Origin of the sequence: Arthrobacter sp. SAFR-023, from assembly GCF_051965295.1 — a bacterium.
GTDB lineage: Bacteria > Actinomycetota > Actinomycetes > Actinomycetales > Micrococcaceae > Arthrobacter.
This window is the reverse complement of record NZ_JBQCMF010000014.1, coordinates 91,823-115,850: the sequence shown is the minus strand read 5'-3', so window position 1 is coordinate 115,850 and position 24,028 is coordinate 91,823. Positions and strand designations below refer to the sequence as shown.

Genomic DNA, 24,028 nt, shown 5'->3' with positions numbered 1-24,028 from the left:
CTCTTTCAGTGCCCCTGCTGGGGTTCAGTGTGCTTGTGTCAGGGTGCCGGTCAAGGGTTCTGACGCGGCTGTCCCGGAGGTTGGCGCCGCCGCTTGGGAGGTGGCGCCGTCGAGCCAGTCGTACCAGGCGGCGAGGCCTTCGCCGGTGGCGGCGGACAGCGTGAGGAATTCGGCCTGCGGATTGATCTGCCGGATGCGGCGCAGGCATTCGTCGACGTCGAAGTCGACGTAGGGGAGCAGGTCCGACTTGTTGACGATCACGAGGTCGGCTGCCATGAACATGTGCGGGTATTTCTGGGGTTTGTCATCACCTTCCGTTACCGAGACGATCACCACCTTGGCCGTTTCGCCGAGGTCAAAAAGAGCGGGGCAGACCAGGTTGCCTACATTTTCAATGAAAACCGTGGAGCCCGGCGCGGGCGACAGCGCGTCGAGGCCGCGCCGCAGCATGTCGGCGTCGAGATGGCAGCCGGCTCCGGTATTGATCTGGATGACGGGGCGCCCGGTGGCGCGGATGCGGTCGGCGTCGAGGGACGTCTCCTGGTCCCCTTCGATGACTCGCGCGTCCAGGCGCTCGCCGAGTTCGGTCAGCGTGCGGACCAGGAGGGTGGTCTTGCCGGCACCGGGTGAACTCATGACGTTCAAAGCCCGCACCCCCCGGCCGGCAAGCCAGCCGCGGTTCGTGGCGGCCAGCAGGTTGTTCTTGGCCAGCAGATTCTGCTCGAGCACGATGGTTTCTGGGCCCGCTGCCGCGTGGTGGTGCGCGTCCGCGTGCCCTTGGGGGGAGTGGTCATGGGTGTACGTGCGCCCGTGCTCATCGGTGTGGCTGTGCGGGTGCCCCTGCCCGGGTGTGTGCAGTTCTCCTGCGAGGTTTGAAATGCGGGTGCCGGCCTCGTCGCCGCAACCGCATGTTGTACACATGCCCTATGCCACCTCCACGGACATCAGCATCAGCTCGCGGCCGCTGAGGACTTCGACGTCCGCGCTTCCGCAAGGGCACAGCAGAATGAGATCGCTCAGGGTGAATTCGTCCTGGCAGCTCCGGCACCGTCCGCGGCCCCGCGGTTCGTCGATCTGCAGCCGCGCGCCAGCCAGCGGGGTGCCGGCCGCTGCCACGTCAAAACAAAAACGCACGGCATCAGCCAGTACGCCGGAAAGGGGACCGATCCTAAGGTTGACCGCAGTGACCGTCCGTTCACCTGTGCGGTCCAGAACGGCGGCGACAAGGCCCTGCGTGATGGAGAGTTCGTGCATGATCGCGCCCCTTTTTGCCAAGATAGGCTCGCGCCAGAGAAAACGCAACCGTCCGGATTTCCGCCCGCCGTTCGCCGGTTCGAACGGACAGCTACGGCCCTGCCGGAGCCGGATTTTGGGGCCACAGGTGTCCGTTCGCGCTGTGTCCTTCCCACCCTTCGCTAGGGTTGGAGGATGCCGTCCTTTCAGACCAGACTCAAGATCACCGGGCTGAAGCCGGGCAACCCTCCCGAAGCCGTAATGGACACCGCCGTGGAGGCGCTGGGGTCGCGGCATCATGTGGAGTCGCACCAGCTGGAACTGGCCGGGGGCGTGCCGCAGCTTAACCTGCGCTTCCTCGTGGAGCCCACCGAATACAACGGTGAGAACAGCGCGGCGCGGGAATCGGCAGCAGTGATGCGCGACGCCGTCGAACGCGTTGCGCTGACAGGCTCGCTTTCGGTGCTCCGCCGCAGCCGCGGCCGCTGGGCGCCCGTCTAACGCCTAGGTGTTGAAAGCTTAGGCGCCCGGGGCCTGGGTGCCCGGCTCGGGCGCACCGCCCGGCTCGTCCACCGGGGAGCGGTCGCCCTGCCGGCGCGTGACGATCAGACCCACGACGGCGCCAATCACCAGGCCAACGGCCACACCGATCAGCGAACTCGCCCAAAAGGGCAGCCCCGTTGCGGAGCCCGTGAAGAAGCCGAGGCCCACGAGCCACGTCGCCCACAGCACCGCTCCCAGCCCGGCGCACAGGCTGAAGCCCCGGGTGGAGACGTCGGCGATGCCTGCGGCGGCCGATGTCGCGAGCCGCCCTCCCGGGATAAACCGGGCCCCGATGATGGTGCCGTAAGCGGAGGACCGGCCCGCCTTGGCGATGGCCTCGTGGATGCCGCGGTGGATCTTCCGGCCCCACGTCCAACGGTCCAGGATGTGGCTCAGCCGGCGCTTGAACAGCTGGAACACCACAACGTCGCCTAGCCACGACGCGGAGGCGGACAGGAAGCCCACCAGGAACAGGTTTGCCCGTCCCTCGGCAGACAGGGCACCGCCCGTGATCAGGACCATCTCGGACGGGATGGGCGGAAAAATGGCATCGCCCAGGACGGCCGGAATGATCCAGAAGTAGATCGCCGTGCTCCACGTGTCCGGATTGCCGAAGTCCATTTGCACAACGTACCGCACACGGAGCGGGAACGCGCCGGGCGGACAGTTGGCGGAACTCCGGCACCTAGCGGAACTCCTACACCCGCCGAACTCCTATGCGTGGCGGAGCCCTACTCCCTGGACGGTTCGCAATGCCACACTGGCTCCATGCGGATAGAGATCGTTGAGGGTGACATCACCGGACGGCCGGTGGATGCGGTGGTAAATGCCGCGAACTCTTCGCTGCTGGGCGGCGGGGGCGTGGACGGGGCGATCCACCGGGCGGCCGGGCCGGAACTGCTGGCGGCCTGCCGCGAGCTGCGGGCAACGACCCTCCAAGACGGTCTGCCGGTGGGCGCTGCCGTGGCCACCCCGGGGTTCGGGCTGCCGGCGCGCTGGGTCATCCACACCGTAGGGCCCAACCGCCACGCCGGGCAGACCAACCCCGCTCTGCTAGCGTCCTGTTTTACCGAGAGCCTGCGGGTTGCCGAGGGCCTGGGTGTCCGGTCGCTGGCCTTTCCTGCGGTAGGCGCGGGAGCCTACGGCTGGGACGCCCGACAGGTGGCGCAGGTGGCGTTTGACGCCGTCCGATCCTATGTCGCACGCTCTGAAGAAGGCGGAGAGCAGGGCGTGGAGTTGGTGGAGTTCGTGCTTTTTGGCCCGGAAACCGTGGCGGACTTTCGGTATGTCCTTGAACGTGCTCCCTAGCGGATTAGGTTCGGCTGGGACGTCGAACCGGCTAGCGGACTTCGCTGAGTTGGAGGCGGCTGCGGTACTCGACGGGTTCCTTCGTGATGGGGTCCACGAACCGGATGCCGCGTGCCAGCAGCTGGAGCGGCTTGGTGTAGTCGTCGGGCGCCTTGTCCAGCAGTTCGGGGTAGAACGAATCGTGCAGGATGCCCAGCCCCAGAGAAGCCATGTGCACGCGTAGCTGGTGGGTTTTCCCGGAGTGCGGTTCGAGCCGGTAGAGGCCGCGGCGTCTTGCCCCGGCTGTCGGATGGCCAGCGCCATCAGCGCCGTCGAACGTCCGCAGCAGGTCAATTCGGGTCTCCGCGTTCGGCTCGCCGTCGATGACCTCCGCCAGAAGGTAGCTGCGGGACTTCGTCATGCGGTTGCGGACCACCACCGGGAAGTCGACGGCGGGATGTCCGGCAGCCGGCTCAGCCGCGGACACGCACTCGTACTCCTTCTGGACCTGGCGCTTCTCGAAGAGAACCTGGTACTTACCCCGTGTCTCAGGGTTGGTGGAGAGCAGGAGGATGCCTGCCGTCATGCGGTCCAGGCGGTGCATCGGGATCAGGTCCGGGAGGTCCAGCTGGTTGCGGAGGCGGACCAGCGCCGATTCCTGGATGTACGTGCCGCCGGGGGTGGTGGGCAGGAAGTGCGGTTTGTCCACCACCAGGATGTGCTCGTCCTGGTGCAGGATGTTCAGCTCCACAGGCAGCCGGGTTTCCGGCGGGAGCGTGCGGTAGTACCAGATGAAGGTGTGGTCCTCGAGCCTGGTGCCGCGGTGCAGGGGAATGCCGCCCTCGCCCACGATCTCGCCGGCGTCGAACCGGTCCTCGATGCCCTGGGGGTCGATGTGCCCCCAGCGGTGCATCATGTAGTCCATTGCGGTGTCCCAAGGGCCCCCGTCCGGGAGGCGCAGGCGGGTCGCGTTCACGCCGTCGCGCACGGGAAGGGGGGATTGCATCACCGCTCCATTCTACTTTGCACGCGGTTCCTGCTCATTGCAGCCCCGTCTCGACGGTTCCCCGCGCACACGACGACCCCCGCCGTCGAACCTGCAGGGAACCGTCGAAACGGCGACGGACGAGAAAAAAGTTCTTGACAAATAAATTTGTCGGTCACGATACTTGAACCATGTTGGACATCGAAGTGATCGAGGACCCGGCGGCGGCGGAGGCTTCGCTGGACCCCATCCGGACCCGCATCCTCCAGGAGCTGGCCGAGCCCGGCTCGGCCACGCAGCTCGCCGCGAAGGTTGGGCTGCCGCGGCAAAAGGTGAACTACCACCTCAAGGCACTCGAGCGGCACGGCCTCGTGGAGCTGGTGGAGGAGCGCCGCAAGGGCAACGTCACCGAGCGCGTACTGCGGGCAACCGCAGCCTCCTACCTCATCTCCCCGGTGGCGCTGCAGTCGGTGGCGCCGGACCCGCGCCGTTTCGCGGACCGGTTCTCGGCCTTCTGGCTGCTGGCGCTCGCCGGCCGCATGGTCCAGGAAATGGGGAAGCTCATTGCCGGTGCTGCCGCCGCGCGGCAGACACTGGCCACGTTCGCTATCGACGGCGAAGTCACCTTCCGCAGCGCGGCCGACCGGGCTGCGTTCGCCGAGGATCTGGGCGTGGCGGTCACCCGGCTCGTGGACAAGTACCACCACGCCGGCGCCGGCGGACGGAAGCACAGGCTCGTCGTCGCACTTCACCCGGCACTCAAGCCGGAAACACAGGACTCAACCAAAACCATTCCAGCTAAGGGGCAGGACAATGACTGACGACCGGAAATTCGAAATTGTTTTTGACACCGAGCTGCCCGGCACCCCGGAGCGGGTCTGGGAAGCCGTCACCAAGGGCACGCCGGGCTGGATGTTCCCGACTGACCAGTGGCCGGACGTGAAGACCGTGGAGGAGTATCCGCACCACCTGGTGTCGCGCATGGACGGTCCGGACGGCTGGTTCAACCAGCTCGAGCATGTACTGGAGCCGGTCGACGGCGGCCGGGCCAGGCTCCACTACGTCCACAGCGGCATCTTCGCGGACGACTGGGACCAGCAGTACGACGGCGCCAGCAAGCACACGGAGTTCTACCTCCACACCCTGGGCCAGTACCTGAAGCACTTCGACGGCCAGCCCGTGGTTTTCACGGATGTCCAGGCGCCCGCCGCTTCGCAGACGCCTGACGGCTTTGCGCAGCTCAAGAAGGCGCTCGGCGTGGACAGTGCGTCGCAGGGCGACAGTTTTGATGTGGAGGTCGACGGCGTTGGGCGGCTCACCGGGCAGGTGGACTTCTCCAACGCGAACTTCCTAGGCCTCCGGACCGGGGACGCTCTCTACCGCTTCTTCGGCCGCAATGCGTTCGGCGCGCCGGTGGGCATGACCGTGCACGACTTCAGCGGCAGCGGCGATTCCGCAGCGACTGCCGAAGCCTGGGGCGGGTTCCTCGGGAAGGTCTACGCGTAGGCCGTTAGCCGCCCGAGGTTAGGCGATGGCGGCGGCGGGGGAGTCCCGGAGTGAGCGCCTCAGCTGCGGGGCGGCCTCGAGCCTGTCCTGGGCCGCACGCAGCGCGAGGACTGCAGTCTCCAGCTGCTCCGGCGGCAGCGTGAACGGAATGCGAAGGAAGTTCTCGAACACCCCGCCCACGCCGAAGCGCGGACCGGCAGCGAGGCGGATGCCGAGTTCCGGGGCGATGACGGTCAGGGCCGTGCTGCTGGGCGACGGCAGCCGGCACCAGACGGCCAGGCCGCCGTCGGGCCTCTCCGCCTCCCACCGCGGCAGGTGGACCTTGAGCAGGTCCAGCAGAGCGGAGCGGTTGTCCCGGAGTGCGGACAGTCGGGCCGGCAGCGGAGCGGCCAGGTTGCGCACCAGATGGGCCGCCGCAAGCTGCTCCACCACCGGGCCGCCCAGATCCATCGTGGTCCGGACGGCCGCGAACCGCTGTATCAGGCTCTCCGATGCGCGGATCCAGCCTGTGCGCATGCCAGCCCAATGCGATTTGCTCAGCGATCCTATCGACACCACGGATGAACTGAAGGAAGCGAGCGGCGCCGTTGTACCGCCGTCGAGATTCAGCTCACGGAGCGTCTCGTCCACCACCAGGACGGTGCCTGAGGCCGCGGCGGCGCGGACCAGCCGCCGGCGCTGTCCGTCGGGCATCAGCCGGCCGGTGGGGTTGTGGAAATCCGGAACCGTGTAGAACATGCGGGGCCGCTGCAGCGTCAGGGCGGACTCGACCGAGTCCAGGTCCCAGCCCCGCTCAGAGGCGGGCGGAAGGGGCACGGGCACGATGCGGCAGCCCGTGGCACGGATGGCGTCGAGCGCGTTCGGGTAGGTCGGCTGCTCCACGAGGACCTTGTCCTGCTTGCCGACCAGCGCCCGCAGCACGATGTTCAGCGCATGCTGCGCCCCGGACGTGACCAGGATCTGCCCGGCCGTGGTGGACACGCCGGCGTCGGCATAGTGGCCGGCAATCGCCTCCCGAAGCGCCGGCACGCCCAAGGCGTCGTAGCCGAAGCCGGGCAGCAGGGCAGGCAGTTCCGTGAGGGCGGCAGCGAAGGCCTGGTGGACCGCCTCGCCGCTGGCCGGGAGCGATGCGTACGCGAGGTCGATGACGCCGTCGGGAACGGCCAGGCCCGGCGCCCCCGACAGGCCCGCGCGGGAGTCCCGCTGCTGCCCTGCCCTGTAGACCGTCGGCGGCAGGCAGGTGCGCCCGCGCGTGCCCTGGCCGCTGCTCAGGAACCCCTGGTCACGCAGGCTCGCGTACGCTGCCGTTACCGTGGTGCGGCTGACGGAAAGGGTGGCGGACAATGTCCGTTCGCTGGGCAGCGCGGTGCCCAGCGGGATGCGGCCGTCCAGGACCAAAAGACGCACGACGTCGGCCAGTTCCCGGTACGCGGGTGCGTTGCCGCGGTGCCACTGGCCCAGGAGACGGGCGAGGGCGGTGGGTGTGAGTGATCCGGACATGAGGCCAGTATTTCAAACTGGCCATGGAAAACAAGGCCAGTTGTGCCTCAGGATGGTTCAATGATGATCCGCAGACTTGTACAGCTCTTCACCGGCCTCGCCATGTACGGCATTTCGCTGGCCCTGTTCATCCGGGCCGGGCTCGGACTGGACCCCTGGGACGTGTTCCACCAGGGCGTTGCCGGCAAAACGGGCCTGAGCATCGGCGTGGTGGTCATCATCGTCAGCTTCCTGGTGCTGCTGCTGTGGATCCCGCTGCGGCAGCGGCCGGGCTTCGGCACGCTCTGCAACGCCGTCCTCGTGGGGGTCTTCGCCGATGTTGGGCTCGCCCTGATCCCGGCGTTCTCCCACCTCGGCGGACAGATCGCGATGCTTGGCGGTGCGGTGGTGCTCAACGGCATCGCCTCCGCGTGCTACATCGGAGCCCGCTTCGGCCCCGGCGCCCGGGACGGGCTCATGACGGGCCTGGCCAAACGCACCGGCTGGTCCGTGCGTTGGTCCCGGACGCTGATCGAGGTGGTGGTGCTCGCCGCGGGCTGGCTTCTCGGCGGCTCGGTCGGAGTGGGCACTGTGGTTTACGCGCTGGCGATCGGCCCGCTGGTGCAGCTCCTGCTGCCGTACTTCCTGGTTCCGGCCTGGGAACCGGCCGACCGCGGCAAACCCATCAAGGCAAAGTCCGGGGACCGCGAAGATCAGCCGGAGGAACCGGTCGCTGCTTCCTGACGCGCGTCGGGGCCGCCCAATAACGGCTGGCACTTGGGGCAGAAGTAGATGTCACGTTCTTCCGTGACGGCCGTGGCAGCGCTGGCGGGACTGCCCGCCACCCCAGTTCCTGAACCACTTCTGCCCGGCACGCTCTTCCCCAGCACGGCGTGGCGGATGGGCGTCCGGCAGCGCAGACACGGCTGGTGCTCACGCCGGTACACCCAGTAGCCGGGCCGGCCGGCGGCACGGCCCACCGGAGTTCCGCGGGCGTTGAGTACGGTGGTCCGGCGGCCCGGCCCGAGGTTGGCCTCGAGCAGCTGCTTGGCGTCGGCAAACATCGCGGGCCAGTCCTTCACCGCGGCCGCCGGTGATGCCGGGTGGATGCCGGCCAGGAAGCACACCTCGCAGCGGTAGATGTTTCCGATGCCCGCGAGGTTGCTCTGGTCAAGCAGCGCCACCCCCACCGGCACGTCGGGCCTGGCCGCCACACGGCGCTCGGCCTCGGCCGGGTCCCAGTCCGGGCCCAGCAGGTCCGGGCCGAGGAAACCCACGGCCTTGTCTTCTTCGCCGGTCTTGATCACCTCAAGCAGGCCCAGGGAAAATCCGACGGCGTCGGCTGCGGCCGTGCGCAGCACGCACCGGGCCGTGAATCCCGGCTTCCGCCACCTGCCCCCGGGCGGGTAGACCTGCCAGCTGCCCTCCATCTTCAGGTGCGAGTGGATGGTCAGCCGCTCCTCGGCCGGTCCCACCAGCCGCATCAGCAGGTGTTTGCCGCGGGGGATAACCTCCTCCATGGTCCAGCCGGCCAGGTTCAGCGTGGCGAAGCGGGGCACCCGGAAGTCGGACGCGAGAAGCTTCTGGCCGGCGAGGGCAGCGTGCAGCTGGTCGGCGGCGCGCCAGACGGAGTCGCCTTCAGGCACGGATCCTCAGTCCCTTCGGTGTGGAATAGGCCCCGGCGGCCGTCAGCGCCGATGCCGCAGGGGTGTCGAGGATACCGTGGCCGTTGACCTTTTCCATGACAAGCTTGTCCACGGCACCGCGTTTCACCACGTCCACGAGGGCGCCGGCGGCGGCTGCGAGGACCGATTCGTCCTCCGTGAACACCAGCAGCGTCTTGCCTCCGCGTTCGACGTACAGCACCAGCGCGCCGTCGACCAGTACGACGAGCGCACCGGCTTTCCGCCCGGGGCGGTGCCCGCTGCCGGCTTCAACGTTGCCGGCAGGCCACGACAGGGCCGCGCCGTAGGGGTTGGCCGGATCTGTTGCCGCCAGGGCCAGTGCCACGGGTTCCGGCTTGGCCAGCTGGGCGTCCTCGGTGTACGAACGCAGCCGGTCGACGGTAGCGGGCACGGCGAATTGGGCGGCCCCCAAATGTTCGATGAAGTACCCCCGCCTGCACCGTCCGGCCTCCTCCAGCCGGGCCAGCACCTTGTACATGAGCCCGAAGCCGCCCAGGATATTCTCGGCCATGACGGATCCACGGGTGACCACGCCGTACCTGTCCAGCAGCAGCTCGGCGGTGGCGCGGGCGTGGACCGTGGGGTCGAGCTCGGGCGTCGGAAGCGCCGACCAGCGCCCGGCCGCGAGCGGCGGGGTGGGGACCGCGCCGCCGGCCGAGCCGTAGCGTCCGCCGGACAGCCCCGGGGCGCCGAGCAGCCCGGTCCCGTGCGACCGTCCAAGCCGGCTGAGGCGGGGCGCCCTGGCCCGCGGTGCGCGCGCAACCTGCCGGTGGGCCGTGTGGCCGCCGGCGATCAGGGACCGGACCGGGGCGAACGTGTCCCCGGTGACCCGGCCGGCCCAGGCGAGATCCCAGATCGCGGACACGACGTCCTGGTCGCCCAGCACAGCATCCATGCCGCCGGCAATGTCCGTGAGCTGCCGGAAAAAGTAGCCGCCTCCGTTGGCCTGCAGGTGGTCCAGCAGCCGCCGCTGGGCGTCGCCCGGTTCAAACTCCAGGGCAGGGTTCAGCGTGAGTTCCACCGAATCCGCGAGGTGCAGGCTGATCCAGCCGTCGTTGCCCGGAAGCGAGCCGGCACCTGACCAGAGGACCTCCCCGGCGGCCATGAGTTCGTCCAGCATGGCGGGCTGGTAGTTGGATACGCGGCTGGCGAGCACCAGCGGTTCCCAGGCGGAGGCCGGTATGGGCACGCCGGAGAGCTGGTCCACCGCGGTGATGATGCCGTCGAGTCCGCGCAGCGCCGGCTGCCCCCGTCCCGTGCCCGGGGTGCGGACGTGCTGCCAGGCCGGCAGGAACCGGCCGTAGGCGGTGATGTCCACTGGCTCCACCTCGGCCCGCAGCGCGGCCAGCGAGCGGCGGCGGAGCTTGCGGAGGACCTCCGCGTCACACCATTCGCTGCCGGCCAGGGCCACGGCGGCAGAGGCAACGGCCGACGCCGCCGCCGCTTCCGCCACCGCGTCAAGGCCGGCGTCGGTATCAGAAGCGGCGGCTGCCGGGCGTTCACTGGCGGGGGCATCGGCGTGCGGCCGGAACTCGCCTTCCACCACGCGGCCGTCGGCGGCCAACCGTTTCAGGGCAGTTCCGACGACGGCGGCACCAAGTCCCAGCCTGGCCGCAGCTTCGGTGGCGGTGAACGGACCGTGGGTGCGGGCATAGCGCGAGACGAGGTCGCCCAGGGGGTCCGCCACCGGCTCGATAAAGGCAAGGGGAACGCCCATGGGCAGCGGGACACCGATGGCGTCGCGAAGCCGGGCCGCGTCTTCCACCGCAGCGAAGCGTTCGACGCCGGCGACAGTCACCTTGATGGCCCGGTTGGCCCGCTGGAGGGCCGCGAGGTGGGCGGCGGCTTCGGCAACTGTGGCTTCCGCGGGTCTGGTTTCGACGGGCTCAACCAGCGGGGCTGTGGTTTCGGCGGGTCTGGTTTCGGCGGGCTCAACCAGCGGGGCTTCGGTTTCGGCCGGCTCAACCGGCGGGGTGAGCCGCGCTGCAACTTCCTCGGGGTTCAGGGGGCCCAGCAGGCGGAGCAGATCGGCCACGCCCTCGACGCCGCGGACTTTGCGGTCGGGGGCAAGACGCTGCAGCTCGCGTTCGGTCTGGTCGATGACCTTGGCGTCCAGGAGCTCGCGCAATTCCACGCGCCCCAGGAGTTCGTTGAGCAGCGTGGAGTCGAGCGCCAGTGCGGCCGCCCGCCGTTCGGCGAGCGGGGAATCGCCCTCGTAGAGGAACTGTGCCACGTAGCCGAACAGCAGGGACTTGGCGAACGGGGACGGCTGCTGGGTGGTGGTCTGGACGATCCGGAGCTCGCGCCGTTCAACGGAGGCGGCGATATCCTTCAGCGCCGGCAGGTCGTACACATCCTGCAGGCATTCGCGGACGGTTTCCAGCACGATCGGGAACGACGGGTATTTCCGGGCGACGTCCAGCAGTTGGGCGGACCGCTGGCGCTGCTGCCACAGCGGCTGCCGCTTCCCGGGTGTCTGCCGGGGCAGCAGCAGGGCACGCGCGGCACACTCGCGGAACCGGGAGGCGAACAGGGCACTGCCGCCCACCTCGGCGGTGACAATCTGTTCCAGCTCCTCGGGGTCAAACAGGAACAGCTCGGCCCCCGGAGGCTCGTCCTCCATCATGGGCACGCGGAGCACGATGCCGTCGTCGGCGGCCATGGCCGACCCGTCCAGGCCGTACCGCTGGTGCAGCCGCTGGCCCACGGCCAGGGCCCACGGGGCATGGACCGGCATGCCGAACGGGCTGTGCAGGATGACCCGCCAGTCGCCGAGTTCGTCGTGGAAGCGTTCCACCACGAGCGTCGTGTCGCTCGGGACCACCTCCGTGGCCAGCTTCTGTTCGGAAAGGTACTGCAGGAGGTTGTTCGCGGCGAAGTCGTCAAGGCCGCTGGCCTTGCAGCGGTCGGTGGCAGGGCCGACGTCGGACGCTGACAGTTCGCGGACGAACGCGCCAAGGGCGCGGCCCAGGTCCACCGGGCGTCCCAGCGAGTCGCCCTTCCAGAAGGGCAGCTTGCCGGGCTGGCCGAAGGCCGGCGAGACGAGCACGCGGTCGTGGGTGATGTCCTCGATCTTCCAGCTGGTGGCGCCCAGTGCAAAGATGTCGCCCACGCGGGATTCGTAGACCATTTCCTCGTCGAGCTCGCCGACCCGCCGGCCTCCCTTGGCCGGGGCCGTGCCCGAGCCCTTGCCGTCACCGGCGCCGGCGGGGGAGGCCGACCCCTCCGTCTCCGTGCCGATGATGTAGACGCCGAACAGCCCGCGGTCCGGGATGGTGCCGCCGGACGTGACGGCCAGCCGCTGGGCTCCCGGCCTGCCCTCGATGGTCCCGGCGTTGCGGTCCCAGACGATGCGGGGCCGGAGCTCGGCGAATTCGTCCGAGGGGTAGCGCCCTGCGAGCAGGTCCAGGGTGGCCTCGAAGGCGGACCGGGGGAGGGTGGCGAACGGCGCCGAGCGGCGGACGGTGGAGAACCATTCCTCCACGTCGATGCTGCCCAGCGCGGTGGCCGCGACGGTCTGCTGGGCCAGGATGTCGAGGGGATTCGCTGGCACGCTCAGCCGCTCGATCTTGCCGTCCAGCATGCGTTCAACGGTGATGGCGGTGTGCACCAGGTCCGCCCGGTGCTTGGGGAACAGGTAGCCCTGGGAGATTTCGCCCACCTGGTGCCCGGCGCGGCCCACGCGCTGCAGCCCGCTGGCCACCGAAGGCGGGGACTCGACCTGCACCACGAGGTCCACGGCACCCATGTCGATGCCGAGCTCCAGTGAGGACGTGGCCACGACGCAGCGCAGCCGGCCTGATTTGAGGTCGTCCTCGATCAGGGCACGCTGGTCCTTGGACACTGAGCCGTGGTGGGCCCGGGCCAGCAGCGGCTCTGCCCCCGCTGTGCTTCCTGCCTGCGCCATCACGTGGGCAGGCGTGGCGGTCGACGCCGGCACGCCTCCGGGTGCGGACGGGGCGGGATCCTCCCAGCCTCCGCCCACTGTCATGAGCTGGCGTTCAGCGTGGATTTCGTTGAGCCGCGCGGTCAGGCGTTCCGCCAGCCGGCGCGAGTTGGCGAAGACGATGGTGGACTGGTTGGCCAGCACCAGGTCCACGATCTTTTCCTCCACATGGGGCCAGATCGAGGCCTGCGGCTGCAGCCCGGAGGCCGGCCCGGAATCGAAGGCTCCCGCCGCGCCCTGCAGATCGGACATGTCCTCGACGGGGACAGACACCGTGAGGTCCCAGTTCTTCCGCGAGGGCGGGGCCACGATCTCCACCGGGGCGGAACCGGCCAGGAACTGGGCCACCAGCTCCCTCGGTTCGACCGTGGCGGACAGCCCGATCCGCTGCGCCGGCGCGGGGAGCAGGGCGTCCAGCCGCTCCAACGACACGGCAAGATGCGCCCCGCGCTTGGTGCCGGCCACGGCGTGGACCTCGTCCACAATGACGGTGTCCACCTCGCTGAGTGTTTCCCGGGCCTTGGACGTGAGCATCAGGAAGAGGGACTCGGGGGTGGTGATCAGAATGTCCGGCGGGGTGCTGAGCAGGGCGCGGCGGTCCGAGGCGGGGGTGTCGCCGGACCGGACCCCGACGGTGATCAGGGGAGCCGGCAGGTCCAGCCGCTTGGCGGTCTGCGTGATGCCGATCAGCGGGGCGCGGAGATTGCGTTCGACGTCGACGCCAAGCGCCTTGAGCGGGGAGATATACAGTACGCGGGTTTTCCGCTTGGGCTTCCGTGCCCTGGACTGCTTGGTCTTGGCGCCGGCTGGCGGTTCTTCGAGTCCCGGCAGCACCGCAGCATCAGGCACGGCAGCATCAGGCACGGCAGCGTCGGGTGCAGCCGGCCCGGACACCAGGAGCCGGTCCAGGGCCCAGAGGAATGCGGCCAAGGTTTTACCTGAGCCGGTGGGCGCAACAACAAGGGCGTGCGAACCGGACGAAATCGCGTTCCAAGCCCCCTGCTGGGCGGGGGTGGGCTCGGAAAACGCGCCGAGGAACCACTCCCTGGTGGGCCGGCTGAACTGGCCCATCGAGTCCCCGGCGGCTGTGCCGGTGGCTGTGCCGGCGGGCTCCTGCGACTGCATGCCTCCATCATGCCTCACGGCACCGACACCAACAGAAGCATCAGGGATGCCCTACCCGGCCGGAGGAAGGTCGCGGGTGGCCGGCCCCTCCAGGACCTGGCCGTCGCTGCTGAACCGGGAGCCGTGCAGCGGGCAGTCCCAGGACTTTTCGTTGTCGTTCCAGTGCAGGATTCCGCCCAGGTGCGTGCAGACCGCGGACAGGCTGCACGTCGTTCCGTTGACGGTGGACGTTGCCACGGGCTTCCGTTCGCGCATCGCCACGGTGCCGGTGCCCTCTTCGGGCACGGTGCCGTTCGAGGGAGGCAGCTTTTGCAGCCTGCCCCAGTCCTTGGCCAGTGTGGCGGCCACCCCCGCGTTGAGGGTCACGGCCGAGGCCGCGCCCGGAGGTGATGTGACCCGGCGGTGGATGGTGTTGGCCCATGGCAGTTGGCCTCCGAGGATGTCCGCGGCGATGCCCAGGGACGCGGCCACCGCGTTGGTCATGCCCCACTTGTTGTAGCCGGTGCCGAAGAAGATGCGCCCGCGGCCGCGGGGGAGCTTGCCGAAGAACGGCATGAGGTTGGTGGCCTGGTAATCCTGCGCGGACCACGTGTGGGTGACAGTGGCACCGGGGAAGTGCTGCTGTGCCCATGACAGGACGTTCTCCAGGTGTTCCTTCTCCGAGCCGGCCTTTCCGACGGGGTGCCCGTTGCCGCCCACCAGCAGAAGATTCTTGCCGTCCGCCGGGTAGTCCCTGATGGAGCGCACGGGCTGTTCCACGGAGATGTACATGCCCTCCGGCGGCGTCGCGTTTCCTGCGAGCTCCAGGGCTGCGGCATAGGAGCGGTTCGGTTTGAGCTTGGCGAAATACAGGCCGCGGTTCAGGATGGGGGTGCCCGTGGCCAGCACCACCGAGTCGGCCTGGACCGATCCGCGGTCAGCATGGACGGTTGACGGCCCCGTGCCGGTGACGTTCCGCACCCGCACACCGGTGACGATCCTGCCGCCGTGGCCCCGGACGTCTTCTGCCAGCGCGGTGAGCACATCCATGGGGTTGATCTGGGCCTGCCCGCGGAGGAGTACGGCTCCCCGGATAGGGAACGGCAGGCCCGCATCCCGGACGTAGTCCACCTCCAGGTCGGCGGCGAGGGCCGCTGTGAGCTCCGCCCGGACTGCTTCCGTGCCCTGCTGGGTGGCGGCGTACGTGTATGCGTCGCGCACCTGGAACGGCACGCCGCGCTGCTCCAGGTACCGCAGCAGCCATGCCTGCCCCTCCCGGTTGCCGGCCACGTAGGCGTCCACCAGTTTCTGGGGGTACTGCTGCCGGAGGGATGAGAGCACGGTGCCCTGCAGCAGCGTGACCTTGGCCGTGGTGTTGCCGGTGGCCACGGCGCCCAGGCCGCGCGCTTCCAGGACAAGCACGTTCTGTCCCGAGCGGGCCAGTAACAGGGCCGTGGTCAGGCCGGTCAGGCCGGCGCCCACCACCACGGTGTCATAGGACTCGCCGGGTGTGAACGGGTCGCCAGTGAAAGTGTCGGTGCGGTCCAACCAGAGTGACGTCACGTGTCTCAACCTGCCTTTGGCCTGCGTCTTTGTCGCGGGGCGTTCCCGGAACAGGTCCGGCGCTAGCAGCGGGGACCCCGACGTATCGTAAGTGTACTTACGAAGTTGGGGCCGGAACAGGCTTGGACCAGGACAGGTTGCTTGGGGCAAACTTTGCCTTAGCGTGCCTGGAATGCACCGATGGTCAGGAGCTCGATGGAGGCGTTACTGCAGGCATCCGAGGGCCGGGCCACGAACAACGATGCCGTGTCCTCCGGCGGGTAGATGCGGAATCCGGCGGCAGGGGTCTTGGTGCAGTCCGGGTAATTCCCCGCCTGCGTGTAGCGGAGCACCGCGGTGCCTGCTTTCCCGGGGGCGAGTAGAACGTCCCCGACAGCGGCGGTGGTGTCGCGTTGGGCCGGGGCCCCGATCGGCTGCCCGTTCGGTCCGGTGGTCAGGGACACGCCCGCGAACCCTTTCAGGTGGCATGAAGCGTTGCCGGTGTTGGTGAGGATCAGCTCCATGTAGACGCTGCCGGCGGCACCCCCGCCCGTGGCATCCGTGGTGGCTTTCAGTCCTGAGACCTTGCACAGCTGGGCGCCGGCGGCGGTGGACTGCGGTGCCTCTGGACTCGAAGAAGTTGCAGTTGGCGAAGCAGGGTGCGATTGGGAGGCCGAAGAAGAGGACGACGGCGGTGCCGACGTTTCGGGGGCTGCCTGCGTGCTAGGGGTGGTTGAGCCGGTTGCCGGTTCCGTGGTGCCCTGGGGGGCGGGCTGGCTTGGTCCGCAGGCGGTGAGCAGCAGCGCCAGTGCGGCAGCCGCCGTCGTGCATATCAGTCCGTTGGTGATTCGCTGAGGCCTCATGGCTCTAACCTTGCGGGCGTACCTGCCGGAGTCAACGAAGGCGCGGCGGGGACTCTGATTTGATGCCCGGATTGTGACATCTTCGGAACAGGCTTCGTTTATTCGGTCCAGGTGGGCTCCCGCCGATGCTGATGCAACGATAAAGCCGCTCGGTAGCGCAAAATAACCTGATTCCGCGGCCGAGGTTGCGTTGATCTGCAGTTTTCGGTGTGCCAAAATGATCTTGGTCTCGCTTGTCTTTTTCCCTTGCAGGAATCCTCCCCCGCAAGGAATGCCGACAAGGAAACACCGCTCGCAGTCTGGCCCCGGTCCATCATCACTCCCGTGCCAGAAGTGTCCCCGGCAACGGGGTTGCGCAGGGTTGCGGGGAGACAGCTCGGCACTCGTCCGCGGCAACGCCGCTACGGACGTTCCTGAAGAGGCGCATCAGTCATTGGTTTCCGGCAAGGCCGCCGAAGCCAATAACGATGGGGGCTGAGGTTATGACCGGTTGGCTTGTCCGCTGGAGTCTTAAGTTTCGATTGATTGTTTTAGCCGCTGCTGCCGGCATTCTGGGGTTCGGATTAACAACCCTGCCGTCAATGCCAGTGGATAATCTTCCAGAATTCTCTCCGCCACATGTGGAGATCCAAACCGAGGCACTGGGCCTGTCCGCCGTGGAGGTCGAACAGCTCATTACCTCGCCCATGGAGGCCGACCTGCTGAACGGGGTGGCCTGGCTCGACGAAATTCGTTCGAAGTCAGTCCCGGGCCTCTCTTCGATTGAGATGGTTTTTGAGCCGGGCACCGATATCCTCCGTGCCCGGCAGCTCGTTGCAGAGCGGCTGACGCAGGCCTTCGCTCTGCCCAACGTGTCAGCTCCGCCGGTGCTGATGCAGCCTCTCTCCTCGACGAGCCGCGTCATGATGGTGCAGATGTCCTCCCAGGATGTGTCGCCAATCGACATGTCCGTTCTGGCCCGCTGGGATATCAAGCCAGCGCTCATGGGTGTCCCGGGCGTGGCGAACGTCTCCATCTACGGCCAGCGCGAACAGCAGCTGCAGGTGCAGGTGGACCCGAAGCAGCTCAGCGCGAAGAACGTTACCCTCAGCCAGGTGGTTGAAACCGCCGGCAATGCGGTGTGGGTGTCCCCGCTGAGCTTCCTGGAAGCATCAACTCCTGGCACAGGAGGCTTCCTCGAGTCCGCCAACCAGCGCATCGGCATCCAGCACGTGCTTCCGATCCGGACACCGGCAGACCTCGGCAAGGTCAGCGTTGAAGGCGCATCGGACAAGACGCTAACTCTGTCCGACGTGACCACCCTGAGCGAAGACCACCAGCCCCTGATCGGCGACGCTGTAACCGGCAAGACACCCGGCCTGCTGCTGGTCATCGAAAAGTTCCCCGACACGAGTGTGGCGGACGTGACGCAGGGCGTTGAAGCGGTGCTGGACGGCCTGCGCCCGGGCCTGTCCGGCATCACCGTCGACTCCACCGTATTCCGCCCGGCGTCCTTCGTTGAGTCCGCTGTTGGCAGCCTGGGTCTGGCCCTGCTGGTCAGCCTCCTGGTGGTTACGGCGCTGATCGGCATCGCATTCAGGTCCTGGCGGTACGCCCTGCTGGCCTTCGTTGCCATTTCCGTGGCGGCCATGGCTGCGGCGCTGGTGCTGCAGTTCCAGGGAGCGGTCCTGAACGTGATGGCGTTCGCGGGCCTGGTCCTTGCCCTCCTCGTCGTCATCGGCGATGTCATCACCGACCTGCACAGCTTCCGGCGGGAATCGGCCAATGATCGGGTGTCCCGCGAAGCCCTGCTGGCCCACGGGCTGCAGCGGTCCCGGGTGCCTGTCCTGTTCGCCGGACTTACCGCTCTGCTTGCCCTCGCGCCGGCACTGTTTGTCCCGGGTGTGGAGGGTGCGTTCCTGAAGCCCCTGGTGCTGTCCTACCTGTTGGCCACAGCTGTGGCGATGCTCGTTGCCCTGACGGTGACGCCGGCACTGGCGAGCCTGCTGCTGCGGGGCCACAGGCGGCCGCGGCGCGGCCTCTCGGTGGTCCGCAAGGCCCGGCTCGGCTACGAGCGCGCGGCGCGGGCCTTTACCGGAGTGGTGGCTACAGTGTTCGCACTCGCGGCGGCTGCACTGGCCATCGCCGCACTGGCCATCGTTCCGGCCGCTACGAAGGATCTTCCTGTTGTGGCCGCTGTTCCGGACCGCACCCTCCTCGTCGAATGGGAGGCGGCGGCGAGTACAGGGGCCGGCGTGATGAACAGGGTGATGACCAACGCCAGTGAAGAGCTGAGCGGAATCCGCGGAGTTTCCTCCGTGGGCGGCCACGTTGGACGTGCCATCACCTCAGATACCTCCTCTGACGTCAATGCCGGCGAGCTCTGGGTGACCATGGAGGACGGCGCTGACATCAGCAGCGTGCGCTCCGACGTGCGCGAGATTGTTGAGGGCTACCCGGGCCTGACGGCGAAGGTGACCACCTACCCGGAACAGCAGGTTGCTGCTGCCAGCGAAATCGACAACCGCCAGTTCAGGGTGCGCGTTTTCGGCGTGGACCTGGACATCCTCCGCCAGAAAGCGGACGAAATCCGCGGGATCCTTTCGCGTACGGACGGCGTGGTTGAGCCGCAGGTGGATGCCACGGTGGACCAGCCTGTTGCCGAAATCGAGGTGGACCTCGCCAAGGCGCAGAAGCAGGGCATCAAGCCCGGCGACGTCCGGCGGGCGGCTGCCACCGTCCTGCAGGGCATCGAGGTGGGGTACCTGTTCGAGCAGCAAAAGGTGTTCCAGGTGATCGTCAAGGGCACGGAATCCACCCGGAGCAGCCTGACAAGCGTTACCGACATGATGGTTGACAAGCCTGAAGGCGGGCAGGTCCGGCTGGGTGACGTGGCCACAGTCACGCTCCGCCCGAACCAGACCGTGATCCATCATGACGACACCTCCAGGCGCATCGACGTCGTGGCCAACATCCAAGGCCGCAGCCTCGGCGACGTCACGCAGGATATCCAGACGGCCATCAAGGGCATGCAGTTCCCCGTGGAGTACCACGCTGAGATCCCGCCGCAGTACGCCGAAAAGCAGGCCGCCGGCGCGTTCATCTGGTGGCTCGCCCTGGCAGCGGCAGCCGGCATCCTGGTCCTGCTGCTGACGGTCCTCGGCAACTGGCGCCTCGCAGGGCTCGTCTTCCTGCTGCTTCCGGTGGCACTGTCCGGCGGAATACTCGCCGCCGACCTGACCGGCGGTTTCGGCTCCGTGTACGTGCTGGTGGCCCTGGCGGCGGTGCTCGCCCTGGCAATCAGGGACGTGGTCATGCTGATGGGAACGTATCAGTCACTGCAGTCCCGTGCCCCGTCGGATTCTCCGGCGCATCTCATGCGGCAGGCGGCCGGGGAGCGGCTGCTGCCAACTGTTCTGACCACCGTGATCACCGGACTGGCGCTGGTGCCGCTGGTGGTGCTCGGCGGACCGGTTGGCGGAGCCATGCTTCTTCCGCTGGCGCTGGTTGTGTGGGGCGGGCTTATCACCACGGCCCTGCTGACCCTATTTATTCTGCCGATCCTCTTCCTCCGCGTTGGTCCACGCACCAACACGGACTGGGGGAGCTCATTGGTGATTAGCAACGGACCGGTTCTGGCAGAGAGGTCGGAATTGTCATGAAAAGCAATAGTGATCTTGGCGGCTGGCGTTCTGTTCTGGTGCTGGTTTGCGCAGCATCGATCGGCCTCTCCGGATGTGCCACAGTGAAAACCGCCGCGGCGCCCGCGGGGCAGGCAGCGTCCACCATGGAGAAGGCCGGCCCGGACCTGAACAAACTGACGCTGACAGACAAGGCAGTGGAAAGGCTGGGAGTGACCACGGTCAAGGTGACCAAAGGTGAAGGCAGTCCGCTGCAGGTGCCCTACGGCGCACTGGTCTATGACGCCAACGGGAAGACCTGGGTCTACACCAATCCCGGGCCGCGGACCTACATCCGGGCCGCAGTGACGGTGGAGAAGATCGCTGACAACAAGGTGCAGCTCCAGTCCGGTCCCCCCGTGGGAACCGATGTTGTCACCGTTGGTGCCGCGGAACTTTTCGGCGCCGAATTCGGCACAAAGGGTCACTGACATGCGCCGGATTGTCGGGTTCAGCCTGAAATTCCGCGCCTTGGTGGTGGCCATCGCGGTGGCAATGATGGCGTTCGGCGGCGTCCAGCTCAGCACGGCCTCTGTGGACGTCTTTCCCGAATTTGCGCCGCCGAAGGTGGAGATTCAGACCATCTGCATCGGCCTGACCGCTGCCGAGGTGGAGCAGTTGGTTTCCGTTCCCCTCGAAGACGCCCTCAACGGCGTTGAGAGCCTGGATGAGATCCGCTCCAAGTCCGTGGAGCAGTTGTCCTCGATCGTGCTGATTTTCGCCCCGGGAGCGGACCTGCTTAAGGCCCGCCAGCTGGTCTCGGAGCGGATCGCCAACGTCATTCCGTCGCTGCCCACCTGGGCGGCGCCGCCGGTGATCCTGCAGCCGCTGTCGTCCACCAGCCGGGTCATGAAGATCGGACTGACTTCGGACCAGCGCTCGCTCATGGAAATGTCCATGATCACGTACTGGAAGATCCGCGCCCACCTGCTGCGGGTCCCGGGCGTGGCCAATGTGGCCATCTGGGGCGAGCGGCTGCAGATGCTGCAGGTGCAAGCGATTCCGGACAAGCTGAAGGCCCATGACGTCAGCCTGAACCAGGTCATGGAAGTCACCGCCAACGCCCTCGACGCCGGCCTGCTGCAGTATTCGCCGGGTTCCGTCATTGGTACCGGCGGCCACATCGAGACGCCCAACCAGCGGGTCGGAATCCAGCACGTGCTGCCAATCACCACTCCGAAGGACCTCGCCGAGATCACCATCGAGGAGAGGAACGGGAAGCCGCTCCGCCTGGGTGATGTGGCCAACGTCGTGGAAGACCACCAGCCGCTCATTGGCGACGCCGTGATCAACCAGGGCCAAGGGCTGATGCTCATCGTCGAGAAACTTCCCTGGGGCAACACCCTGGAAGTCACCCGGGGCGTTGAGGCCGCCCTGCAGCAGATGGAGCCGGGACTCAGCGGCATCACCGTTGATACGGAGATCTTCCGGCCCGCAACGTTCATCGAGGAGTCCCTCAACAACCTCAGCCGCGCGCTGATGCTGGGCTGCATCCTCGTGGTGCTGGTGCTGGGCGCGTTCCTCTTCCAGTGGCGCACCGCGCTGATCAGCCTGATCGCCATCCCGCTGTCACTGGTGACGGCGGCATCCGTCCTCTACCTCACAGGAGCATCGGTTAACACCATGGTCCTGGCGGGGCTGGTGATTGCCGTCGGGGTGGTGGTGGATGATGCGATCATCGACATCGAGAACATCATCCGAAGACTCCGGCAGCACCGGGCGGAGGGCGGGACACGGTCCACCGCCTCGGTGGTCCTGGAGGCCTCACTGGAGGTCCGCGGGCCCATCGTCTACGCCACGCTGATCATCATCGCTGCAGCGGTGCCGATCTTCTTCCTGCAGGGACTGACCGGGGCCTTCTTCAGGCCGCTGGCCATCTCCTACACCCTGGCGGTGCTGGCGTCGATGCTCGTGGCGCTGACCGTCACACCGGCGCTGGCACTGATCTTCATGCGGAAAGTTCCGCTGAAGGAACAGGAACCGCCCTTGGTGAGGGTGCTCAAACGCGGCTACCGCGCGGTCCTGAACCGAATGGTACGGCGGCCGGTAGCGGGGTACGCGACCTTCGGTGCCATGGCCGCCATCGGTGCCATCACGGCGCCACTGCTGGGGCAGTCGCTGCTGCCTGACTTCAAGGAGCGCGACTTCCTGATGCACTGGCTGACCCAGCCGGGCACGTCGGTGTCGGAGGAGTACCGCGTCAGCCAGAAGGCCTGCGAGGAACTGCTGACCATCCCGGGGGTCCGGAACTGCGGCTCGCACATCGGGCAGGCCTTCAACGCGGACGAGGTCGTGGGGGTGTACTTCGGCGAGAACTGGATCAGCATCGATCCGGCGGTTGACTATGACAAGACGCTGAAGTCGATCCATGAAGTGGTGGACGGCTATCCCGGTATTGTGCGCGACGTCCAGACCTACCTGAAGGAGAGAATCCGTGAGGTTCTCACCGGAGCCAGCAACGCCGTCGTCGTCCGGCTTTACGGGGACGACCTGGCGCTCCTGCGCTCCAAGGCGGCGGAGATCCATTCCATCTTTGACGCCACCGAAGGAGCGGTTGACGTCCAGACGGCGCTGCAGAAGGACATCCCACAGGTCAACATCGAGGTGGATCTGGCCAAGGCCCAGAGCTACGGGCTGAAGCCAGGCGACGTCCGCCGGGCCGCAGCCTGGCTGGTTGCCGGCGAGGAAGTCGGCGACGTGTACCGGGGCGGTAAGGCCTACGACGTCCAGGTCTGGAGCCCGCCGGAGGTCCGTTCTGATATCACCAGCATCAGGAACCTCCCGATTGACACACCGAACGGGCAGAAGATCCTGCTGTCCGATGTGGCAAGCGTCCAGGTCAAGCCGACCCCGAACGTCATCCAGCGCGATGCGCACTCACGGCGCATCGACATCCAGGCCAACGTGAAGGAAGGCACGCTGGGCACCGTGGTTGCGGCCATGGAGGAAGGGCTTAAGAAGTTGGAGCTGCCCCCGGGCTTCCGCACGCAGATCCTGGGCGAGTTCCAGGAACGCCAGGCGGCCACTAACACCCTGCTGACGCTCGCCATCGGGGCGCTGGCCGTGATCTACCTGCTCCTGCAGGTGGCCTTCGGAAGCTGGCGGCTGGCGACGCTGGTGATCCTCACCCTGCCGATTGCCCTGGTGGGCGGCGTGTTCGCCGCCTTCATGGGGGGAGGGGTGCTCTCGCTCGGGTCCATTGTGGGCTTCCTGACGGTCATGGGCATCGCGGCCAGGAACGGCATCCTGCTCATCAACCACTGCCAGCACCTGGAGAAGTATGAGGGTGAAAAGTTCGGTCCGGAACTGGTGCTGCGGGGCGCCGGGGAACGCCTGTCACCGATCCTGATGACCACCCTGGCCACGGGGCTTGCCCTGGTGCCGCTGGTGGTCCTGGGGAACATCCCCGGCCACGAGATTGAACATCCCATGGCCCTGGTGATCCTCGGCGGGCTGGTGACGTCCACGCTGCTCAACCTGTTCGTGGTCCCGTCGCTGTACCTGAGGTTCGCCAAGCCGAAGGCCGAGCGGTACCAGGCACCCCCGGAGCCCGTCCTGGCTAACGCCTAGCCACGAACCCGCCGGTCCATCCGCCGCCCACGCCCCGCCACCCGCGGGAACGTGGGCGGCGGCGGTGCGGGGACGGAGTGCGTGCCGGTTCCCGCCCGCCGGCGCCGCAATTCCAACGCCAGGCTTTCCTGCCCTCGGGCCATCGCCCACCGGTGGTTGGCGGAGAACCCGGGTTTCAGCAGCCAGCTGAGCCGCCGCAGCAGCGGCTTGGTGGCGCTGACCCGCCAGTCATACGTGATCAGGACTTCCGGCCCATCCGGCTCGAACGTCCAGCGCCCGGTCCCGTCGAGGTCGCCCGTTGCGCGGATCGCGAAGCCCTTGCTCGTGATCGGTTCCGTGACGGTCAGGGTCCAGCGGAGGGTATAGGGGAGCCAGCCCTTGGTGTGCAGCCTGGCCATCCGCCCCACGCCGTTCGCTTTGCCTGCATGGATGGGGTCCACACTGAGGTACACGGACGGCCACCACCGGGCCAGCCCGGCGGGGTCACCCAGAACGGCTGCCACCTCCTCAGCCCTCCCCGCCACCCGCCACTCCGTGACGAAGGCGTAGTCCGTGCTCCTGGTGCCTTTGGCGTGCATGTCTGCCTCCTGCCAGCGGAAAGACCTGGACACCATTCAAGCGCGTGT

18 protein-coding genes are annotated in these 24,028 nt (G+C 67.6%); 8 read left to right on the top strand and 10 right to left on the bottom strand.

All coding sequences use genetic code 11. The annotated features are described in order from the left end of the window. Positions 1–24: 24 nt before the first annotated feature. Together hypB and ACTHQX_RS15755 are read right to left on the bottom strand one after the other, a co-directional pair. Positions 25–921 (bottom strand): hydrogenase nickel incorporation protein HypB, encoded by an 897-nt coding sequence (gene hypB, locus ACTHQX_RS15760; protein ID WP_440158085.1) that lies wholly within the window; start codon positions 919–921, stop codon positions 25–27. Between the two features lie 3 nt (positions 922–924). Then, a complete protein-coding gene (locus tag ACTHQX_RS15755) occupies positions 925–1,254 on the bottom strand; it encodes a hydrogenase maturation nickel metallochaperone HypA/HybF (RefSeq protein WP_440158086.1) in 330 nt (109 codons plus the stop codon). Between the two features lie 174 nt (positions 1,255–1,428). Between ACTHQX_RS15755 and ACTHQX_RS15750 the strand changes: the two genes are divergently transcribed. Then, a complete protein-coding gene (locus ACTHQX_RS15750; RefSeq protein WP_236806664.1) occupies positions 1,429–1,734 on the top strand; it encodes a hypothetical protein in 306 nt (101 codons plus the stop codon). 18 nt (positions 1,735–1,752) lie between these two features. Here the strand turns inward: ACTHQX_RS15750 and ACTHQX_RS15745 are convergent, their stop codons facing one another. Next, positions 1,753–2,397 carry a DedA family protein gene (locus ACTHQX_RS15745; RefSeq protein WP_236806666.1) on the bottom strand — a complete coding sequence of 215 codons (645 nt, stop codon included), beginning with the start codon at positions 2,395–2,397 and terminating at the stop codon, positions 1,753–1,755. 147 nt (positions 2,398–2,544) lie between these two features. On the opposite strand from ACTHQX_RS15745, the gene ACTHQX_RS15740 reads away from it, so the two are divergent. Then, positions 2,545–3,084, top strand: coding sequence for an O-acetyl-ADP-ribose deacetylase (locus tag ACTHQX_RS15740; protein ID WP_440158087.1), 540 nt, complete (start codon positions 2,545–2,547; stop codon positions 3,082–3,084). 31 nt (positions 3,085–3,115) lie between these two features. Here ACTHQX_RS15740 and ACTHQX_RS15735 read toward each other — a convergent pair whose 3' ends face one another. Further along, a complete protein-coding gene (locus ACTHQX_RS15735) occupies positions 3,116–4,069 on the bottom strand; it encodes an RluA family pseudouridine synthase (RefSeq protein ID WP_440158153.1) in 954 nt (317 codons plus the stop codon). A gap of 170 nt (positions 4,070–4,239) precedes the next feature. On the opposite strand from ACTHQX_RS15735, the gene ACTHQX_RS15730 reads away from it, so the two are divergent. Both ACTHQX_RS15730 and ACTHQX_RS15725 read left to right on the top strand, forming a co-directional pair. Then, positions 4,240–4,869, top strand: coding sequence for a winged helix-turn-helix domain-containing protein (locus ACTHQX_RS15730; protein ID WP_111902486.1), 630 nt, complete (start codon positions 4,240–4,242; stop codon positions 4,867–4,869). After that, entirely contained in the window at positions 4,862–5,554 is a 693-nt protein-coding gene (locus ACTHQX_RS15725; RefSeq protein WP_440158088.1) for an SRPBCC family protein, read from the top strand. The genes ACTHQX_RS15730 and ACTHQX_RS15725 overlap by 8 nt, the downstream gene beginning before the upstream one ends. A gap of 18 nt (positions 5,555–5,572) precedes the next feature. Here ACTHQX_RS15725 and yczR read toward each other — a convergent pair whose 3' ends face one another. Then, the gene (gene yczR / locus ACTHQX_RS15720) at positions 5,573–7,054 is read right to left on the bottom strand and encodes a MocR-like transcription factor YczR (protein ID WP_440158089.1); all 1,482 of its coding nucleotides are present in this window, start codon (positions 7,052–7,054) and stop codon (positions 5,573–5,575) included. A gap of 60 nt (positions 7,055–7,114) precedes the next feature. On the opposite strand from yczR, the gene yczE reads away from it, so the two are divergent. Next, positions 7,115–7,777: a membrane protein YczE gene (yczE, locus tag ACTHQX_RS15715; protein WP_440158090.1), complete on the top strand. Its 663-nt coding sequence runs from the start codon at positions 7,115–7,117 to the stop codon at positions 7,775–7,777. Here yczE and ACTHQX_RS15710 read toward each other — a convergent pair. The 4 genes from ACTHQX_RS15710 to ACTHQX_RS15695 form a co-directional block, all read right to left on the bottom strand. Beyond that, complete coding sequence (locus ACTHQX_RS15710) at positions 7,747–8,679, bottom strand: Fpg/Nei family DNA glycosylase (protein WP_440158091.1); 933 nt, start codon at positions 8,677–8,679, stop codon at positions 7,747–7,749. The genes yczE and ACTHQX_RS15710 overlap by 31 nt on opposite strands. Next, the gene (locus ACTHQX_RS15705) at positions 8,672–13,789 is read right to left on the bottom strand and encodes an Lhr family ATP-dependent helicase (RefSeq protein ID WP_440174617.1); all 5,118 of its coding nucleotides are present in this window, start codon (positions 13,787–13,789) and stop codon (positions 8,672–8,674) included. The genes ACTHQX_RS15710 and ACTHQX_RS15705 overlap by 8 nt, the downstream gene beginning before the upstream one ends. A gap of 51 nt (positions 13,790–13,840) precedes the next feature. Continuing rightward, on the bottom strand, positions 13,841–15,331 hold the full coding sequence (locus ACTHQX_RS15700) for an FAD-dependent oxidoreductase (protein WP_236806689.1): 1,491 nt from the start codon (positions 15,329–15,331) through the stop codon (positions 13,841–13,843). A 158-nt stretch (positions 15,332–15,489) separates the two neighbouring features. Continuing rightward, positions 15,490–16,173 carry a DUF4232 domain-containing protein gene (locus tag ACTHQX_RS15695; RefSeq protein ID WP_440158093.1) on the bottom strand — a complete coding sequence of 228 codons (684 nt, stop codon included), beginning with the start codon at positions 16,171–16,173 and terminating at the stop codon, positions 15,490–15,492. A 467-nt stretch (positions 16,174–16,640) separates the two neighbouring features. On the opposite strand from ACTHQX_RS15695, the gene ACTHQX_RS15690 reads away from it, so the two are divergent. The 3 genes from ACTHQX_RS15690 to ACTHQX_RS15680 are packed head-to-tail and all read left to right on the top strand — an operon-like array spanning position 16,641 to position 23,402. Beyond that, on the top strand, positions 16,641–19,814 hold the full coding sequence (locus ACTHQX_RS15690) for an efflux RND transporter permease subunit (RefSeq protein WP_440174615.1): 3,174 nt from the start codon (positions 16,641–16,643) through the stop codon (positions 19,812–19,814). Further along, positions 19,811–20,263: a hypothetical protein gene (locus ACTHQX_RS15685; protein WP_236806695.1), complete on the top strand. Its 453-nt coding sequence runs from the start codon at positions 19,811–19,813 to the stop codon at positions 20,261–20,263. Before ACTHQX_RS15690 ends, ACTHQX_RS15685 begins: the two co-directional genes overlap by 4 nt. A 1-nt stretch (position 20,264) precedes the next feature. Further along, positions 20,265–23,402 carry an efflux RND transporter permease subunit gene (locus ACTHQX_RS15680; protein ID WP_440158095.1) on the top strand — a complete coding sequence of 1,046 codons (3,138 nt, stop codon included), beginning with the start codon at positions 20,265–20,267 and terminating at the stop codon, positions 23,400–23,402. Here the strand turns inward: ACTHQX_RS15680 and ACTHQX_RS15675 are convergent. Next, positions 23,399–23,980, bottom strand: coding sequence for an SRPBCC family protein (locus ACTHQX_RS15675; RefSeq protein WP_440158096.1), 582 nt, complete (start codon positions 23,978–23,980; stop codon positions 23,399–23,401). The genes ACTHQX_RS15680 and ACTHQX_RS15675 overlap by 4 nt on opposite strands. Positions 23,981–24,028 lie beyond the last annotated feature (48 nt).

Excerpts from the sequence above, each read along its gene's own strand:
- ACTHQX_RS15690 (WP_440174615.1), top strand. The coding sequence starts at position 16,641 with ATGGGGGCTGAGGTTATGACCGGTTGGCTTGTCCGCTGGAGTCTTAAG.
- hypB (WP_440158085.1), bottom strand. The coding sequence starts at position 921 with ATGTGTACAACATGCGGTTGCGGCGACGAGGCCGGCACCCGCATTTCA.
- ACTHQX_RS15725 (WP_440158088.1), top strand. The coding sequence starts at position 4,862 with ATGACTGACGACCGGAAATTCGAAATTGTTTTTGACACCGAGCTGCCC.
- yczE (WP_440158090.1), top strand. The coding sequence starts at position 7,115 with ATGATGATCCGCAGACTTGTACAGCTCTTCACCGGCCTCGCCATGTAC.
- ACTHQX_RS15740 (WP_440158087.1), top strand. The coding sequence starts at position 2,545 with ATGCGGATAGAGATCGTTGAGGGTGACATCACCGGACGGCCGGTGGAT.
- ACTHQX_RS15730 (WP_111902486.1), top strand. The coding sequence starts at position 4,240 with ATGTTGGACATCGAAGTGATCGAGGACCCGGCGGCGGCGGAGGCTTCG.
- ACTHQX_RS15680 (WP_440158095.1), top strand. The coding sequence starts at position 20,265 with ATGCGCCGGATTGTCGGGTTCAGCCTGAAATTCCGCGCCTTGGTGGTG.
- ACTHQX_RS15685 (WP_236806695.1), top strand. The coding sequence starts at position 19,811 with ATGAAAAGCAATAGTGATCTTGGCGGCTGGCGTTCTGTTCTGGTGCTG.
- ACTHQX_RS15735 (WP_440158153.1), bottom strand. The coding sequence starts at position 4,069 with ATGCAATCCCCCCTTCCCGTGCGCGACGGCGTGAACGCGACCCGCCTG.
- yczR (WP_440158089.1), bottom strand. The coding sequence starts at position 7,054 with ATGTCCGGATCACTCACACCCACCGCCCTCGCCCGTCTCCTGGGCCAG.
- ACTHQX_RS15755 (WP_440158086.1), bottom strand. The coding sequence starts at position 1,254 with ATGCACGAACTCTCCATCACGCAGGGCCTTGTCGCCGCCGTTCTGGAC.
- ACTHQX_RS15675 (WP_440158096.1), bottom strand. The coding sequence starts at position 23,980 with ATGCACGCCAAAGGCACCAGGAGCACGGACTACGCCTTCGTCACGGAG.
- ACTHQX_RS15750 (WP_236806664.1), top strand. The coding sequence starts at position 1,429 with ATGCCGTCCTTTCAGACCAGACTCAAGATCACCGGGCTGAAGCCGGGC.
- ACTHQX_RS15695 (WP_440158093.1), bottom strand. The coding sequence starts at position 16,173 with ATGAGGCCTCAGCGAATCACCAACGGACTGATATGCACGACGGCGGCT.
- ACTHQX_RS15745 (WP_236806666.1), bottom strand. The coding sequence starts at position 2,397 with ATGGACTTCGGCAATCCGGACACGTGGAGCACGGCGATCTACTTCTGG.
- ACTHQX_RS15705 (WP_440174617.1), bottom strand. The coding sequence starts at position 13,789 with ATGCAGTCGCAGGAGCCCGCCGGCACAGCCACCGGCACAGCCGCCGGG.